We start from the raw sequence: 16224 nt of genomic DNA, 5'->3' as shown, positions 1-16224 counted from the left end.
TCCCACGATCATCGAACCCGCGAACCGCGGGGCCCTCTCGTCCCGGTAAACTGGACGGACACCCGCCCGCCTGTGCCATTCGGCCGACGAGCCCCGAGGGAGCCGCGTATATGCTGACGCTCCTCGCCGTCTTCCTCCTCGGGTCGCTGCTGATGCCCGTGCTGGTGCGCTGGCTGGGGTCTCAGGCATTCATCATCGCGGCTCTCATTCCCGCCGCGGCATTCGTCCATGCGCTGGTGCGCACCCCCGACGTCCTCGACGGCTCGACGCCCTACGTCTCCGTCTCCTGGATTCCGCAGCTCGGTTTGAACCTGTCGATGAACATGGACGTCCTGGGATGGGTCCTCACCCTGATCGTGACGGGCGTCGGCGCGCTGGTGCTGCTGTACTGCCGCTGGTATTTCCTCGACGACTCGGCCGGCATCGGCCAGTTCGCGGGCGTGCTGCTCGGTTTCGCCGGCGCGATGTACGGGCTGGTCCTCACCGACGACCTGGTGATGCTCGTGATGTTCTGGGAGGTGACGAGCATCCTCTCGTACCTCCTCATCGGTCATTACCGACGTCGTGCGGTCAGCCGACGAGCCGCGCTGCAGGCCCTGCTGGTCACCACCCTCGGCGGTCTGGTGATGTTCGTGGGGGTCGTGCTGCTGGTGGTGGATGCCGGCACGTCCAGCATCCGCGAGATACTCGAGATCGCCCCGACCGGACCGATCGTCGACGCCGCGATCGTCATGCTGCTGATCGGCGCCATCAGCAAGTCGGCTCTCTTCCCCTTCCACTTCTGGCTGCCCGGCGCGATGGCCGCCCCCACCCCGGTGAGCGCATACCTGCACGCCGCGGCCATGGTGAAGGCCGGCATCTATCTCATCGCGCGGTTCGCCCCGATCTTCGCGTTCAGCGCTCCCTGGCGGCCGATCGTCATCACCCTCGGCATCGTGACCATGCTTCTCGGCGGCATCCAGGCGCTGCGCGAGACCGACCTCAAGCGCATCCTCGCCTTCGGAACGGTCAGCCAGCTCGGCTTCTTCGCACTGGTGATCGGCTACGGCACGCAGGCCACGGCTCTCGCCGGCCTCGCCCTCGTGCTCGGCCACGCGCTGTTCAAGTCCGCGCTCTTCCTCATCGTGGGGGTGATCGACCGCCAGCTCTCCACGCGTGACATCACCGAGCTCTCGGGTGTCGGTCGGCAGGCCCCCGTCATGGCGACAGCGGCATTCATCTCGGTCGCGTCGATGGCCGGCATCGCACCGACCCTCGGCTTCGTCGCGAAGGAGTCGACGCTCACGGCGCTGCTCCACGACGCGCAGGGCGGCTCGGCCTGGGGGCTGGTCGCGATCATCGGCGTCAGCCTCGGCTCCATGCTCACCGCGGCATACGGCGCGCGCTTCCTCTGGGGCGCATTCTGGAAGAAGCGCGACGACCAGGGTGAGCGCCTCCCCGACACCGCCTGGCCCGACCCTCCGGTCGGATTCCTCTCCGCTCCGATCATCCTCGCCGGCGTCACGCTCGCCGCCGGGATCGGAGCACCCGCCGATCGACATCGCGCTGCAGGGCTATGCCGTCACCGCGACGCCCGGGCTCGATGCCGCGGGAGAAGCGGTCGAGGGCCCCGGCCACCTCGCGCTCTGGCACGGGCTCGAGCCGGCGCTCGGCATCTCGATCCTGACGGTCCTCCTCGGCATCGGCCTCTTCCTGCTCACCCGACGCACGCGGTGGGATCGCAAGCCTCGGATGCTGCCGTTCACGGGTGCGGACGCCTACTACCTCGTCGTGCGCGGGGTCGACCGCCTCTCGGTGCTCAGCACCACGCTCACCCAGCGCGGTTCGCTGCCCGTGTACGTCGGAACGATCTTCGTGGTGTTCGTGGCCGCCGAGGTCACGGCGCTGATCGCCAGCGACGTCGACCGCTACAACCTCTCCGCCTGGCACACACCCGCGCAGATCGCGGTGGCGCCGATCATGGCCGTCGCCGGAGTCTTCGCCGTGCGCGCCCAGAAGCGGTACACCGGCGTGGTGCTGGTCTCGGTCACGGGTCTCGGCATGGTCGCGCTCTTCGCGACCAGCGGCGCCCCCGACCTCGCGCTCACGCAGATCCTGGTCGAGACCGTCACCATGGTCACCTTCGCTCTCGTGCTGCGCCGGCTCCCCGCCCGCATGGGCGAGCACAACGCCTCGGTCAGCCGCATCCCGCGCGCCCTGCTCGCGATCGGGGTCGGGGTCACGATGGCGTTCGTGGCCGTCGTGGCCACCCAGTCCCGGATCGCCGAACCGATCTCCGATTCGTTCCCGAAACTCGCGTACGAGATCGGCCACGGCAAGAACGTCGTCAACGTCGCGCTCGTCGACCTGCGCGGCTGGGACACGATGGGCGAGCTGTCCGTGCTCGTGCTCGCCGCGACAGGTGTGGCCTCGCTCGTGTTCGTCACGCACCGCGCCGATCTGCTGGCCGCGACGAAGGTCCTCCCGCGCGCCACGCGCAAAGCCGCCCGTAGCCGCCCGCTCGTCGAGACCACCGAGGGCATCCGCTTCCAGACCTCCGAGAACGAGGACAGCCCGCGGGCCTGGCTCGTCGGCGGTCAGAAGATGAAGCCCGAGAACCGTTCGATCCTGCTCGAGGTCATCGTCCGCATCCTCTTCCACACCATCATCGTGGTCTCGATCTTCCTGCTCTTCGCCGGCCACAACCTCCCCGGCGGCGGGTTCGCCGGCGGTCTGGTCGCGGGCATGGCACTGGTCATGCGCTACATCGCCGGCGGTCGGTGGGAGCTTGGCGCCGCCGCGCCGACGGATGCCGGACGCCTGCTGGGCACGGGCCTGATCCTCGCCGTCGGGACGGCGGTCGTGCCGCTCTTCTTCGGTCTCGCACCCCTCACCAGCTCGTTCTGGGAGTGGGAGATCCCCGGCATCGGCCACATGGAGTTCGTGACCTCGACGATCTTCGACGTCGGCGTCTACCTCGTCGTGATCGGCCTGGTCCTCGACGTGCTGCGGAGCCTCGGCGCCGAGGTCGATCGGCAGTCGGCGTTCCGCCCCTCCGAGAGCCCCACCGAGAGCGGGGTGCGCGCCTGATGGACGTCTCGCTCACCCTGATCATCGTCATGGCGGTCCTGTTCGCCTGCGGTGTCTACGCAATGCTGGAACGCAGCCTGACCCGCGTGCTCATCGGCTTCCTGCTGCTCGGCAACGCGACCAACCTGCTGCTGCTGGTCGTGATGGGCGTGCCGGGCACCGCACCGTTCTTCGGCACCGAGGGCCGGATGAGCGATCCGCTGCCCCAAGCCCTGACCCTCACGGCCATCGTGATCACGTTCGCCGTCTCGGCTTTCCTGCTCGCGCTGATCTACCGCTCGTGGCAGCTGGGCCAGGCCGACACCGTCGAGGACGACGCGGCCGACATCGCCCTGCGCGAGCGCACCGACGCCGACGAAGACGTCCTCGAGGACGACGCGAATCTCGAAGAGGAGGCCACCACCGACTTCGTGGGCGTGCAGACCGCCCCGATCACGGTGCTGCACATGCGCGACCACCCCTCGATCCATGACGACGCCCCGTTCGATGCTGCGGACGAACGGCCCGAGAGCGGGGAGGACAAGTCATGACCGTACTCGTCCCGCTGCTCGTCGCCCTTCCGCTCCTCGGCGCCGCCGTCACCCTGGTGTTCGGCCGGAACGCTCGCCTGCAGGTGTTCGTCACCGTCGCCACGCTCGCCATCGTGTCGGTGATCGCGGCCGTGCTGCTCGTGGTCGTCGACGCCGGGGCCCCGCTCGCGGTGTCGGTGGGCGGTTGGCCGGTGCCGTTCGGCATCGTGCTGTACGTCGACCGGCTGGCAGCGCTCCTCGTGCTCGTCTCGAGCATCGTGCTGCTCGCCGTCCTCCTCTTCTCGATCGGTCAGGGCGTCGCGGACGGCGCCGACGAGACCCCCATCTCGATCTTCAACCCCTCGTACCTGATCCTCGCGGCGGGCATCTTCAACGCGTTCATCGCGGGCGACCTGTTCAACCTCTACGTCGGCTTCGAGATCCTGCTCGTCGCCTCGTACGTGCTGATCACCCTCGGGAGCACCGAATCCCGCATCCGCACCGGTGCGGTCTACATCGTCGTCTCGCTGGTCTCGTCGATCCTGTTCCTCGCCTCGATCGCGATGATCTACGGCGCGCTCGGCACCGTGAACATGGCCCAGATCGCCGAGCGGATGGCGGAGCTCCCGCAGGAGACGCAGCTCGTGCTGCACCTCATGCTCGTGATCGCCTTCGGCATCAAGGCGGCCATCTTCCCGGTGTCGTTCTGGCTGCCGGACTCCTACCCGACCGCCCCGGCTCCGGTCACCGCGGTGTTCGCCGGATTGCTGACGAAGGTCGGCGTCTACGCGCTGATCCGCACCGAGACGCAGCTCTTCGCGTCGAACAGCATCGATACGGTCCTGCTCATCATTGCGCTGGCGACCATGATCATCGGGGTGCTCGGCGCCGTCGCGCAGGCGGAGTTGAAGAGAATCCTGTCGTTCACGCTCGTGAGCCACGTCGGGTACATGATCTTCGGCCTGGCGATCGCGACGCCCGCCGCGATCGGCGCGACGGTCTACTACATCGTCCACCACATCGTCGTGCAGACGACCCTGTTCCTCGCGGTCGGACTCGTGGAACGTCGAGCCGGGAGCACCTCGATCCTCCGGGTGAAGGGGCTGATGAAGGTCGCGCCGGTGATCGCCGTGCTCTACTTCGTGCCGGCCATCAACCTCGGCGGCCTGCCGCCCTTCTCCGGATTCATCGGCAAGTTCGCGCTGTTCGAGGCCGCGGCATCCGTCGGCACCCCGTTGATGATCGTGCTCATCATCGGCGGAATCGTCACGTCGCTGCTCACCCTCTACGCCCTGATGCGTGCGTGGAACCTGGCGTTCTGGCGCGAGGAGGAGGACTCGACCGAGACCGAGGGCCGCATCTCCTACCTCGGCAACGCACCCGCGGCCGACGACCAGCAGAAGAAGCGCCGCATCCCGAAGATCATGACCCTCGCGACCGGAGGGATGGTCGGCGTCACCCTCGCGCTGACGATCTTCGCAGGACCCCTCTACGCGCTCTGCGACCGCATCGGCGCGGGACTGCTGCAGCCGGTGAACCTCGAACAGCTGGAAGACGAGGTGAACGGATGAGAGACACCCGTCGTCACCTCTGGCGCGACATCCGCGTGCAGCTGCCCTTCCTCGCCTGGCTCGTCGTGCTCTGGATGCTGCTGTGGGCGCAGTTCACGGTGCTGTCGTTCTTGAGCGGCCTCGTCGTCGCGGTCTTCGTCACGCGCGTGTTCCGCCTGCCGACGGTCGCGCTGTCGGGGCGCATCAACCTCTGGTACGCGGTCGTGTTCACGATCTCGTTCCTGTTCGCGGTGCTGCGCGGCGCGCTGGCCGTGACCATCCAGGTCTTCGACTTCCGGCAGCAGCCGGGCGCCGCCATCATCGCCGTGCCGCTGCGCTACGCCGACGACCTGGTGATGACGCACGTCGCCGTCACCTCGTCGCTCATCCCCGGTTCGCTCATCGTCGAAGCCGACCGCGACCGCCGCATCCTCTACCTCCATGTGATCGGCGTGCGCACCGCAGAGGACGTCGAACATCAGCGCGAGCACGTGCTGCTGTGGGAGGAGCGCATCGTCCGCGCCCTCGGCGACCCGGAGCAGTACCGTGCCCTCAAGGCCGATCAGCGGGCGGGTCGGCTCACACGGCCATCGAGAGGCGGTGCCCGATGAACATTCTGCTGATGGTGATCATGGTGGTGTTCGGCATCGCCGCGATCCTCGCCGTGATCCGCATCGTGCGGGGCCCGTCTATCCTCGACCGCGCCGTGGCTTCCGACGTGCTGCTCACCGAGGTGATGTGCGTGCTCGGCGCCGAGATGGCGATCAACGGGCACACCCGCAGCATCCCGGTGCTGCTGATCATCGCCGCGATCGGGGTGTTCGGATCGATCTCCGTCGCCCGGTTCGTCGCGAGAAGGGACAACACGACGCAATGAACGTGCTCGGTCTCATGATCCCGGATGCCGTCATCGACTGGGCGGTGCTCATCCTCATCCTGCTCGGCGCCCTGCTGTGCCTGTCGGCCGCGGTCGGACTGCTGCATTTCCGGGATGTCCCCTCCCGCCTGCACGCGGCCACCAAGCCGCAGGTGCTCGGCCTCGTGCTCATCTGTCTCGCCATCGCGCTGTCGCAGCGCTCGGTCGGCGGCATCCTGCTCGGGCTCGTACTGGTGGCCCCGATCGTGCTGATGCAGTTCGCCACGGCCCCGCTCTCGGCGCACATGGTCGGCCGGCAGGCGTACCGCAACGGCACGACCGATCAGCGCGGCCTCGTCGTCGACGAACTCGCCGAGTCGAAGCAGACCCCGCCCGCCGCGGGGTAGGTCGGGGTGGGCCGGGGTGGCTGGTGCTGGGGTGGCGGCCCGGCCTGGTTAACAACTCCTCGTCACGACCGTCGGGCGTTCACAATTCAGCCAGAATCTGGCCTGACGGCGCTCGCAGGCCCCTGAGGCCCGAACCTGCGGAGTTCTGACTGAGTTGTGAACCAGGTGCGGCGCTGCCACCGCTTCTGCACTGAGGGCCACTGGACGGCTTCTCGTTCACAACAGGCGGATCCGCGGCCCGGATGGAGTGGGAGGTTCGCACACTTCTCTGATGACTGATGAGAAGCAGACCGTGCGGCAACGCGCGGCGACCGTCTATTCGCGGATCGCGTTCACGCGCGCAGACCTTATCGCGCGAGGTATGTCCGGCCGAGCGATCGCACTGACCGTGCGCCAAGGCACCCTTCAGCACGTCCGCCGTGATCGGTATCTCCTGCCCGCAGCGGATGAGGGCATCGTGGAGGCCGTGCGGATCGGAGGGCGGCTGACGTGCCTCTCCCTGCTCGCGCTGATGGGTGTTTTCGTGCACCGACCCAGAGGACTGCATGTGTTCGTCACGCGAGGAAGCTCTCGGCTGCGCGCATCGAAGGTGCGGGAGGTCACCTATCACTGGAACCGCTCGTCGATTGTGCCTGCCCTGCTCCACGTCGCGCCGTTGGTCGACGCAGTCCGTCATGCGGTGCGGTGCCAGGAACCACGTGCGGCTGTCGCCACCTTGGATAGCCTCGTGCACCACCGACTGATGACGATGCCTCGACTCGACAGAGTCTTCGAGGGACTGCCCGCGCGATTCCAGGTATTGCGTCCGCTTGTCGACGGCTCAGCGGAGTCGGGCCCCGAGACGTTCGTGCGCCTGATGCTGCGCACCATCGGCGTCGCCTACGAGACGCAGGTGCTCATCGTCGGGGTCGGCCGCGTCGACTTCGTCGTCGAAGGGTGGCTGATCATCGAATGCGACAGCAAGGAGTTCCACGAGGGCTGGCAGAAGCAGCAGGACGACCGACAGCGGGATCTGGCGGCCGCCCGCCTGGGGTACATCACGGTTCGACCTCTGGCTGCGGACATCCTCGGCGACAAAACGACCGTGCAGCAGGCGTTGCGGGAGATCATCGAGGTGCTCGGCCCAAGGTTCACCGACGGTCGGCGTTCACAATTCAGCAAGAAAGCCCGTCGATGACGCAGAACGGCTCGGGTGGAGCGCGTCGCGCGAATTCTGGCTGAATTGTGAACGGTGAGGCGCTGGCACCGAGGCCGCCCGTGCCTCAGAGGCTCTCGGCGAAGTCCTGGATGTAGCGGGCGGCCGGGGCGGAGTCGCTGATCAGGGTGCCGTGACCGTGGTCGGGGATCACCTTCAGCTCGGCGCCGGGAATCGCGTCGAGGATCGCCTGGCACCAGCTCATCGGCGCCAGCGGGTCGTCCTCGCCGCGCAGCACCAGCACGGGGCAGTCCATGCGGCGGAACGCGTCTTCCGGCTCGTGCACGATCGTCGCCTTGATCTTGCGGATCAGATGCGGGCCGCCGCGGAGGTACTCCCTCGCGCCGCGCCAGATCACCAGCGGCCGCTCGCCGACCAGATCGGTCAGGAGGTATCGGGCCTGCGCTGCGACGTTGCGCGCGGCCTTGTCGACGGTCGGCCCGGCGAGGATCACGCCCGCCACGAGTGACGGATGCCGCGCCGCGAGCTCCGCCGCGATCTGGCTCCCCATCGAGTGGCCGATCACCACGACCGGGTCGGCCTCGACGTGCCGCAGGTAGGCCGCGACGAGGTCGGCGTGCCGTTCCATCGTGAGGTTGCGCGTCGGTTCCGGCGCCTCGCCGAACCCGGGCAGATCGAGCGCGATGACCCGTCCGCGCAGACGCTGCACCACGTCGAGATAGACGCTGCGCCCCATGCCGATGCCGTGCAGCAGCAGGAAGGTGTGCTCGCCCTCGCCGAAGGACTCGGCGATCAGGGTCGCCCCGCCGTACTCGTATTCGAGCAGGGTGACGGGGGTGCCCTTCGGGGCGAGGTAGCTGTTCGGCACGCGTCAACGGTAGTCGACGCGGCTGAGCGGATCACCCGGCCGGCTTCAGCACCAGGGTCTCGGTCGCCGCCGCGTCGACGGCATCGGCGCTGAACGCCCACGGCTTCTGGATGCCGGTGGCCCAATCGCCGGTCTGGTCGATGTAGTGCTCGTCGAAGGCGTGCCCGGAGGCTCCGGTGAGCTGGATCCAGGTGGAGTCGTCGAAGTCGGCGAGGTCGACCACCATGCGCATCGACGGCACCGTGGTCGTCGCGTACGAGGTGCCGAGGTCCCAGCCGGTCGCGTTCACGACCGAGGCGCCGCCCCCCACCGGGAACGGGCCGCGGTTGAACAGCGCTTCGATGGGCGCGATCCCCGAGGTGCCGAGGGTGTCGCTGGTCAGCGTGATCGCGTGCAGCTCGCCCCAGTTCCAGCGGGCGACCGCCTCGCCCTGCGCGGCAGCGAGTTCGTCGTAGGCTTCCTCGGCCGACAGCGCGAGCATCTCGTCCATCCCGTCGACGTCGAGCTGCGGGTTGCTCCACAGCGGGTCGGCCGGATTCTCCAGCATCGCCGCGACGACGGTGAAGAGACGGCCCTGGCCCTCGATCGGCAGCGGCTCCGCGCGCTCGGCGAAGATGTTCTGCACGAGATTCGACCACAGCACGTTGGCATACGCCGCGGCGGGAGAGGAGGCCTTGTTCTGCGCGTCCCACGAGCGAAGCAGATCGACCGCCTCGCGAGGTCCGGTGCCGTCGACCTCGACATCGCCCATCACGCTCGCGAGATGCTTGCCGATCCACATCTCGCCGTCCATCTGGATGTCGCGCATGTCCTCCGAGGTCAGCGGCGCGGTGGCAGCTCGACGCTCGATGAGGTGCGCGATGCGCGCCGCCCGGTAGCCGTAGTCCCAGTCGCGGGACAGGAAGTACTCGTAGTCGTCGCCGACGATCGCGTTGTTCGCGGTGACGATGTACCCCGAGCTCGGGTTGTACGACACCGGCAGCTCCTCGAACGGGATGAAGCCGGTCCAGTCGTAGCTGCTGTCCCATCCCGGTTGCGGCATCCATCCGTCGCCGGCTCCGCGGATCGGCAGCCGTCCGGGCGTCTGGTATCCGATGTTGCCCTCGGTGTCGGCGTAGACGAGGTTCTGCGCCGGAACGTCGAAGAGGGATGCCGCGGCGCGGAAGTCGTCGAAGTCCTGGGCGGTCGAGAGGGCGAAGATCGCCGTCGCGGCGGTGCCCGGGTCGAGCGCGGTCCAGCGCAGGCTCAGCGCGTACTCCGCATCATCCGTCGCCTCGGCGGGACCCTCCGGGGAAGCGGGGGGCGCGTCACCGACCGCCAACCCCGGCTGCGGGTCGTCGGCGATGGCGGTGAAGTCGTCGGTGAGTCCGGAGATGATCGGGCCGTGCACGGTCGAGCGGATCGTCAGCTCGATGTCGTCGCCCCCTGCGACCTTGATGGTCTCGGTGCTCTCCTCGAGAGGGACGAGCGCGCCGTCCCGCCAGTACTCGTCGCCCTGGACGCGTTCGACATAGAGGTCGGTGACGTCGGTGGTCAGGTTCGTGAACCCCCAGGCGACCTTCTGGTTGTGCCCGATCACGATGCCGGGCAGACCCGAGAACGAGAAGCCGCCGACGTCGAACGGGCACGCCTCGTCGACCGTCGAGCACTTGAGCTGCACCTGGTACCAGACCGAGGGAAGGGACGCCCCGAGGTGCGGATCGTTGGCGAGGAGCGGCAAGCCGCTCTCGGTGAGCTCGCCCGACACGACCCACGAGTTCGAGCCGATGCCTTCTCCGACGTTGCCGACCAGGAGGCTCGCCGCCTCGAGAACACTCGACGTCTCCTCCCAGTCGACGGTCGTGACGGCCTGCCGGAACTCGGCGTCCTGTTCGGAAGGGACGAACGCGACCGGCTCGACATCGGTGCCCAGCGACGGAACGGTCGAGATCTTCGGCACGATCACCGGGTTGTCGTCGAACGGGTAGTCGGGATAGAGCTTCTCCAGCATCGAGGAGGTGTCGGCGTCAGCATCCGATCCGCCCGTCTCGAGCTCGGCGGCGAGCAGCGCGCGTTCCGTCTCATCCTCGACGTTGGTGCGCAGATCCCACGCCATCGCCTTGAGCCAAGCCACCGAATCGGCGGGCTCCCAGGGCTCAGGGTCGTAGTCGGGGTTCTGCATGCCGATGACGGCATATTCGAGCGACAACTCCGCACCGGAGCGCGAAGCGAGGTAGGCGTTCACGCCGTCGGCGTAGGACTCGTAGTAGCCGCGGGTGACGTCGTCCATCGCATCCACCTCGGCTTCGGCGACCTTGCGCCAGCCGAGCGTGCGCAGGAATGCGTCGGTCCCGGCCTGCGATTCGCCGAACATCTCGGCGACGCGGCCGGCCGTGACGTGGCGGCGGAAGTCCATCTCGAAGAAGCGATCCTGCGCGTGCACGAAGCCCTCGGCGTAGAAGAGGTCGTGGGTCGTGTCGGCGGTGATGGTGGGGATGCCGCGGGCGTCGCGCTGCACCGTGACCTCCGCCTTCAGGCCGTTCAGCGTGACGCTGCCGTCGGTCTGCGGGAAGGAGCGCTGAATGGTCCAGGTGAGGAAGAAGGCGGCGGCGACGGCGATCACGACGATCCCGGCGATGACGAGGAACGCGATGCGTCCGATGCGAGCGCCCAACGAAGGGCGCGACGGAACGGCAATCGCCTGGGAATCGGTCGTCATCGTCGAGCACACCTTCGGGTAGCCAGGTGGAACTCAGTCCCACCGAGCCCCAGTACGCGTTTCAGGTTCGCGCTCTCGCATCCTATCCGTCCCACAGCCTGGCGCGGGGCGTCTCGCGCCAGGCTGTCATCACCCGATCAGGCTGGGCTGCAGATCGCGAAGGGTGCGTCGGTGGGTCATCCGCGTCACGCCGATCATTGCGAGGAGCAGAGCGCCGACGAGCCAGATCCCGAGCACCGCGAGATCCCACCCGGCTCGGGAGAGGTCGCCGCCGTACATGAGCTGGCGCATCGCGTCGACGACGTAGCCCAGCGGCAGGACATGGTGGAGCGCTGCGAGCGGCGCGGGCAGCGTCTGCCAGGGGAACGTACCCCCCGCGGTGACGAGCTGCAGCACCATCAGCACCAGCCCGAGGAACTGCCCGACCGAGCCGAGCCAGACGTTGAGGGCGAGGATGATCGCCGCGAACGTCGCCGAGGCGAACACCATGACCCCGAGCGTTCCGATCGGGTTGTCGAACGTGAAGCCGAGGGTGATCGCGAGGATACCCATCAGGCCGACCATCTGCACCGCTCCGAGCGACGCCGGCGTCAACCATCCGGCCAGCGTGATGCGGATCGGCGAGTGCAGGGCTGTGATCGCCCGGCGCGAGATCGGCTTGACGATGAGGAAGAGGGCGTAGATGCCGATCCAGGCCGAGAGCGCTGCGAAGAACGGCGCGAGGCCTGCGCCGTAGTCCTCGGCCGAGGCGACCTTGTCGCTCGACACCTTCACCGGATCGGCGATCGTGTCGGCCTGCAGCGAGCGCAGGTCCGGGGTGGATGCCGGGATCTGGTCGACCCCGTCGGAGAGACCGTCGCGCAGCTCGGCAGTGCCCGACGCGAGCGTGCCCAAGCCATCGCGCAGCTGCACGGCCCCGCGTGTGGGCCGCCGCGGCTCCGGATGCCGCCGTGCCTGCGCCCGTCGCCAGCTCGGAGGCGCCGGAGGCGACGGATGCCGCGCCGGCCGCGAGCTGATCGACCTTGTCGACAGCGGTCTGGACCCTGTTGTTGCCGTCCTGCAGCCGCGCCGCCAGCGGATCGAGGCGGGCGAGCACGTCGTCGATCTCAGCCTGGGTGAGTCCCTGCTCGGCGAGCAGGTCAGCGATGTCGGTGCGCGCCTGTGGCAGCGCGTCGGCGGCCTGCTGCACGGCGGAGCCCGCGCGATCGGCGACATCGGCGAGCTGGCGGTTGCCCGCGCTCACCTGTGCGGCGCCGTCGGCGAGGGTCCGCGCGCCCGTCGCGAGCTGTGCCGTACCGTCGGCGAGTTTCGCGGTGCCGTCGGCGAGGGAGGAGCTGCCGGATGCGGCGCTGTTCGCCCCGTCGGTGAGCTTCGTGGCTCCGTCGGTCGCGGTGATGAGGCTGTCGCGCACATCGCTCAGCCCGGTGAGCAGGCGCTCCGCAGCCTCGCTGCCGACCATCTCGGCCACGGAGCTGCGGATCTTCTCCACCGCCTGCGTGCCCATCGACGAGGCGAGGTAGTTGTTCGCGTCGTTGGTTTCGAGGTCGATGCGGGCCTGGTGCGGGTCGTCGCCCGCGGCCGAGGTGAGCGCGGACGAGAAGTCCGCGGGGATCGTCACCGTGAAGTCCACTGTGCCCTCGCGCAGGGCGTCGGCCGCTTCGGTCGCCGTCATCCGCTGCCAGTCGAAGGCGTTGCCGTCGATGAGGTTGTCGGCGACGTCCTCGCCGTAGTTCACGGTCTCGGGGTTCGCGTCACCGGTGGAGGACGCGGCCGCCGGGGCGCCCTCGTCGTCGACCACCAGCGCCACCGGCACTTCGGGGAACTTCGCGTAGGGATCCTGGTTCGCCCACAGGTAGAGCCCGCCGTAGAGGATCGGCACGCACACGAGCGCGATGAGCGCGATGATTCCCATCCTGCTCGCGGTGAGACGCCGCAGCTCGGCGCCGATCATGGCGGGAACCTTCATCGTGCGCCTCCGTTCTCGGTCGGTTCTTCGGTGGGCGGTTCTTGCTGTTCCGACGCTTCGACGGGCTCAGCGACCCAGGTATCCGGTTCCTGAGCGAGCGGAGCGAGACGAAGGGCGTCCGTCTCAGCATCCGGTTCCGCATCGCCCGCGTCGGCGGGCGCCGGGCCCCCGAGCACGAGCGGTGCGATCGGGCCGGAGGCATTGACCGCGTCGAACTCCTGCATCCGCTCCAGGGCGACGGCGGCGGAGCCCCCGACGATGACGAGCATGGCGTAGCCGCGGTCGGCGAACTCTCCGGCGATGCGCCACCAGCCGTCGGGGCTGCCGCCGTGCCGGTCGGGCGACACGAGCACGATGGCCTCGACGCCCTCGCGCAGGACCGCGAGTTCGCAGAGGATCCGCACGCGGGCCGCGGGATCGATGCTGCCGATCGGAACGGACGCGAGTTCGGCGAAGCCGAGCTGTGCGAGCCATCGGCGTGCGTGGATGGGGGTCGCGCCGACGCCGGCGAACATCAGCTCTTCGCCGACGACACCGGCCAGCGTGATGTCCGCGTGCGGATCGCTGACCGCCGGCGCATCGACCAGGGCGACTCGCCGCCGCAGCTCCTTGGCATTCGCGGTGCCGTCGATGGTCACCAGGCCGGAGTCGGACCGCATCCGTCCGCTGGCGATCAGCCCGAGGACGGTGGGGCGCTGCTCGGTCTCGGCGAGTGCGAAGCGCACGGCCCCGGTATGGAACTCGAGGCTCGTGATCGGAAGCGCCTGGCCCCCGCGGCCCTTGCTCACGTCCTGCAGCGTGATCCTCATGCGTGTGCCTCCTCTTCGGTGAGAGGGGCGACGATGTCGGGGTGCGCGGCGAGCAGTTCATCGGCTTCGCGCCACGACAGTCCGGCGATGCTGAGCACGGTGCGCACTGCGACGTTCGCGGCTCCGGTGGTGGCAGCATCCGTCCGCGAGACGACGGTGCGTGCCATCTCCTCGATCAGGCGGGCGAGGGTGGGGGCGGCGAGGTCCGTGCGGAAGCTGCCGTCTTCCTGACCGCGTCGGGCGAGTGCGGCGACCGTGCGCCGCAACGGAGCGAGGGCCGTGGCCGTGTGCTCGACGTGCGCCTCGTCGAGGGCGAGAGCCGCGGCGACCTGCACGTGCGCTGCCTCCTGCCACAGGCGTGCAGCGAGGCGGGCGAGGGCGAGTCGAGCGTCGGGGTCGTCGACGGAGGCGGCGATGGCGTTGAAGCGCTGGGCTCCGCTCGAGATGAGTTCGCGGATCAGGGCGTCGCGGTCCACGAAGTGTCCGTAGAGCGTGCGGCGCGAGAGGCCAGCGCTGCGGGCGATGACGTCGACGGAGGCGTGCGGGTCGGTCGAAAGGGTCGTCCGGGCGGCGTCAAGGATGCCGGCGCGATTCTCCACGGCGTCGCGGCGGGGTGCACGTGTGGTCATGCCTCCAGGATAGTTATAGTGCACACATGTGTGCAAGATAACTCGGAGTACTCACAGGGTCAGGGTCGCACCGCGTGCACAACTCCTCCAAGAACGCGCGTTCTCCGGCCGCAGGGGCCTCCCTGGTGCCGATACGCCGAATTCTTGAGGAGTTATGCACGGCGAAGCCGGGAGCCGGCACGAGAAAGGGGGCGGATGCCGCAGCATCCGCCCCCGCTCAGAGGTCCCTGAGCTCGACGAAGGATCAGTCCGTGCCGGAGTCGAACGCGGCGCCCTCGGAAGCCGTGTCGACGGCATCCGCCAGGTTCTCGTCGACTTCCTCGACCGAACCGGTGATCTCGGCGGACTCGCCCGCGGTCACGCGGCCGACGAGCTCGCCGGTCGCTCCGCCGATGAGGCCGAGTCCCGCGTACTGCTCGAGGCGCGAGCGCGAGTCGGCGATGTCGAGGTTGCGCATCGTGAGCTGACCGATCCGGTCGACCGGGCCGAAGGCCGCATCGCCGACGCGCTCCATCGAGAGCTTCTCCGGGCCGTACGACAGGTTCGGCGAGACGGTGTCGAGGATCGTCCAGTCGTCGCCGCGGCGCAGGCGGATCGTGACGGTGCCCGAGATCGTGAGGCCGACCCAGCGCTGGATCGACTCGCGCAGCATGAGCGACTGCGGCTCGAGCCAGCGGCCCTCGTACATCAGGCGCCCGAGGCGGCGGCCCTGCTCGTGATAGGTCGCGAGGGTGTCTTCGTTCAGGATGCCGTTGACGAGGCGCTCGTACGCGATGAACAGCAGCGCCATGGCCGGGGCCTCGTAGATGCCGCGCGACTTGGCTTCGATGATGCGGTTCTCGATCTGGTCGCTCATGCCGAGGCCGTGGCGTCCGCCGATCGTGTTGGCCTCCATGACGAGCGCCACCGGGTCGGAATACTCGACCCCGTTGAGGGCGACCGGGCGGCCGGCCTCGAACGTGACGGTGACGTCTTCGGTCTCGATCGCGACCGACGGGTCCCAGAACTTGACGCCCATGATCGGGTCGACGGTCTCGAGCGACACGTCGAGGTGCTCGAGCGTCTTCGCCTCGTGCGTCGCGCCCCAGATGTTCGCGTCGGTCGAGTACGCCTTCTCGGCGGAGTCGCGGTACGGGAAGTCGCGCGCGACGAGCCAGTCGCTCATCTCCTTGCGGCCGCCGAGCTCGGTGACGAAGTCGGCGTCGAGCCAGGGCTTGTAGATGCGCAGGCGGGGGTTGGCGAGCAGGCCGTAGCGGTAGAACCGCTCGATGTCGTTGCCCTTGTAGGTGGAGCCGTCGCCCCAGATGTCGACGCCGTCCTCCTTCATCGCGCGTACCAGGAGTGTTCCGGTGACAGCGCGGCCGAGGGGCGTCGTGTTGAAGTAGGTCTTGCCGCCGGAGCGGATGTGGAACGCGCCGCAGGAGAGGGCGACGAGGCCCTCTTCGACCAGGGCGGTCTTGCAGTCGACCAGGCGCGAGGCCTCCGCGCCGTATTCGAGCGCGCGGCCCGGGATCGACTCGATGTCGTCTTCGTCGTACTGTCCGAGGTCACCGGTGTACGTGAAGGGCACCGCGCCCTTCTCGCGCATCCATGCGACGGCGACGGAGGTGTCGAGTCCTCCGGAGAAGGCGATGCCGACGCGCTCGCCGACGGGCAGGGACTGGAGGACCTTGGACATGCTTTCCAGTCTATCCGCGGGCGGCGTGT

General features: G+C 68.7%; 12 protein-coding genes and 2 pseudogenes. 7 read left to right on the top strand and 7 right to left on the bottom strand.

Annotation, left to right across the window (positions count from 1 at the left end; translation table 11 throughout):
- Nucleotides 1–110: 110 nt before the first annotated feature.
- The 7 genes and pseudogenes from QFZ21_RS12210 (at nucleotide 111) to QFZ21_RS12180 (ending at nucleotide 7568) form a co-directional block, all read left to right on the top strand.
- Nucleotides 111–3069: pseudogene (locus tag QFZ21_RS12210) on the top strand (Na+/H+ antiporter subunit A).
- Entirely contained in the window at nucleotides 3069–3599 is a 531-nt protein-coding gene (locus QFZ21_RS12205; protein ID WP_307378194.1) for a Na(+)/H(+) antiporter subunit C, read from the top strand. The pseudogene QFZ21_RS12210 and the gene QFZ21_RS12205 overlap by 1 nt, the downstream one beginning before the upstream one ends.
- Nucleotides 3596–5149, top strand: coding sequence for a Na+/H+ antiporter subunit D (locus QFZ21_RS12200; protein WP_307378193.1), 1554 nt, complete (start codon nucleotides 3596–3598; stop codon nucleotides 5147–5149). The genes QFZ21_RS12205 and QFZ21_RS12200 overlap by 4 nt, the downstream gene beginning before the upstream one ends.
- On the top strand, nucleotides 5146–5739 hold the full coding sequence (locus tag QFZ21_RS12195) for a Na+/H+ antiporter subunit E (RefSeq protein WP_307378192.1): 594 nt from the start codon (nucleotides 5146–5148) through the stop codon (nucleotides 5737–5739). The genes QFZ21_RS12200 and QFZ21_RS12195 overlap by 4 nt, the downstream gene beginning before the upstream one ends.
- Nucleotides 5736–6005, top strand: a complete 270-nt coding sequence (locus tag QFZ21_RS12190; RefSeq protein ID WP_307378190.1) for a monovalent cation/H+ antiporter complex subunit F — start codon at nucleotides 5736–5738, stop codon at nucleotides 6003–6005. Before QFZ21_RS12195 ends, QFZ21_RS12190 begins: the two co-directional genes overlap by 4 nt.
- On the top strand, nucleotides 6002–6391 hold the full coding sequence (gene mnhG / locus QFZ21_RS12185) for a monovalent cation/H(+) antiporter subunit G (protein ID WP_307378188.1): 390 nt from the start codon (nucleotides 6002–6004) through the stop codon (nucleotides 6389–6391). The genes QFZ21_RS12190 and mnhG overlap by 4 nt, the downstream gene beginning before the upstream one ends.
- 271 nt (nucleotides 6392–6662) lie before the next feature.
- Nucleotides 6663–7568, top strand: a complete 906-nt coding sequence (locus QFZ21_RS12180; protein WP_307378186.1) for a hypothetical protein — start codon at nucleotides 6663–6665, stop codon at nucleotides 7566–7568.
- An 85-nt stretch (nucleotides 7569–7653) separates the two neighbouring features.
- Here the strand turns inward: QFZ21_RS12180 and QFZ21_RS12175 are convergent, their stop codons facing one another.
- From QFZ21_RS12175 to argG, 7 genes and pseudogenes are all read right to left on the bottom strand, one after another.
- On the bottom strand, nucleotides 7654–8415 hold the full coding sequence (locus QFZ21_RS12175; RefSeq protein ID WP_307378184.1) for an alpha/beta fold hydrolase: 762 nt from the start codon (nucleotides 8413–8415) through the stop codon (nucleotides 7654–7656).
- A gap of 31 nt (nucleotides 8416–8446) precedes the next feature.
- Nucleotides 8447–11113 (bottom strand): penicillin acylase family protein, encoded by a 2667-nt coding sequence (locus QFZ21_RS12170; protein WP_307378183.1) that lies wholly within the window; start codon nucleotides 11111–11113, stop codon nucleotides 8447–8449.
- Nucleotides 11114–11242: 129 nt separating this feature from the next.
- Nucleotides 11243–12025: a YhgE/Pip family protein gene (locus QFZ21_RS21090; protein ID WP_373426016.1), complete on the bottom strand. Its 783-nt coding sequence runs from the start codon at nucleotides 12023–12025 to the stop codon at nucleotides 11243–11245.
- A 61-nt stretch (nucleotides 12026–12086) separates the two neighbouring features.
- A pseudogene (locus tag QFZ21_RS21085) lies at nucleotides 12087–13025 on the bottom strand (YhgE/Pip family protein); the annotation flags it as partial.
- A 50-nt stretch (nucleotides 13026–13075) separates the two neighbouring features.
- Complete coding sequence (locus QFZ21_RS12160) at nucleotides 13076–13888, bottom strand: hypothetical protein (protein ID WP_307378182.1); 813 nt, start codon at nucleotides 13886–13888, stop codon at nucleotides 13076–13078.
- Nucleotides 13885–14517 (bottom strand): TetR/AcrR family transcriptional regulator, encoded by a 633-nt coding sequence (locus tag QFZ21_RS12155; RefSeq protein WP_307378181.1) that lies wholly within the window; start codon nucleotides 14515–14517, stop codon nucleotides 13885–13887. Before QFZ21_RS12155 ends, QFZ21_RS12160 begins: the two co-directional genes overlap by 4 nt.
- 244 nt (nucleotides 14518–14761) lie before the next feature.
- A complete protein-coding gene (gene argG, locus QFZ21_RS12150) occupies nucleotides 14762–16195 on the bottom strand; it encodes an argininosuccinate synthase (RefSeq protein ID WP_307378179.1) in 1434 nt (477 codons plus the stop codon).
- Nucleotides 16196–16224 lie beyond the last annotated feature (29 nt).

This window comes from Microbacterium sp. W4I20, from assembly GCF_030816505.1.
GTDB lineage: Bacteria > Actinomycetota > Actinomycetes > Actinomycetales > Microbacteriaceae > Microbacterium.
The sequence above is the reverse complement of the archived record's forward strand: the minus strand, read 5'-3'. Positions and strand labels throughout refer to the sequence as shown.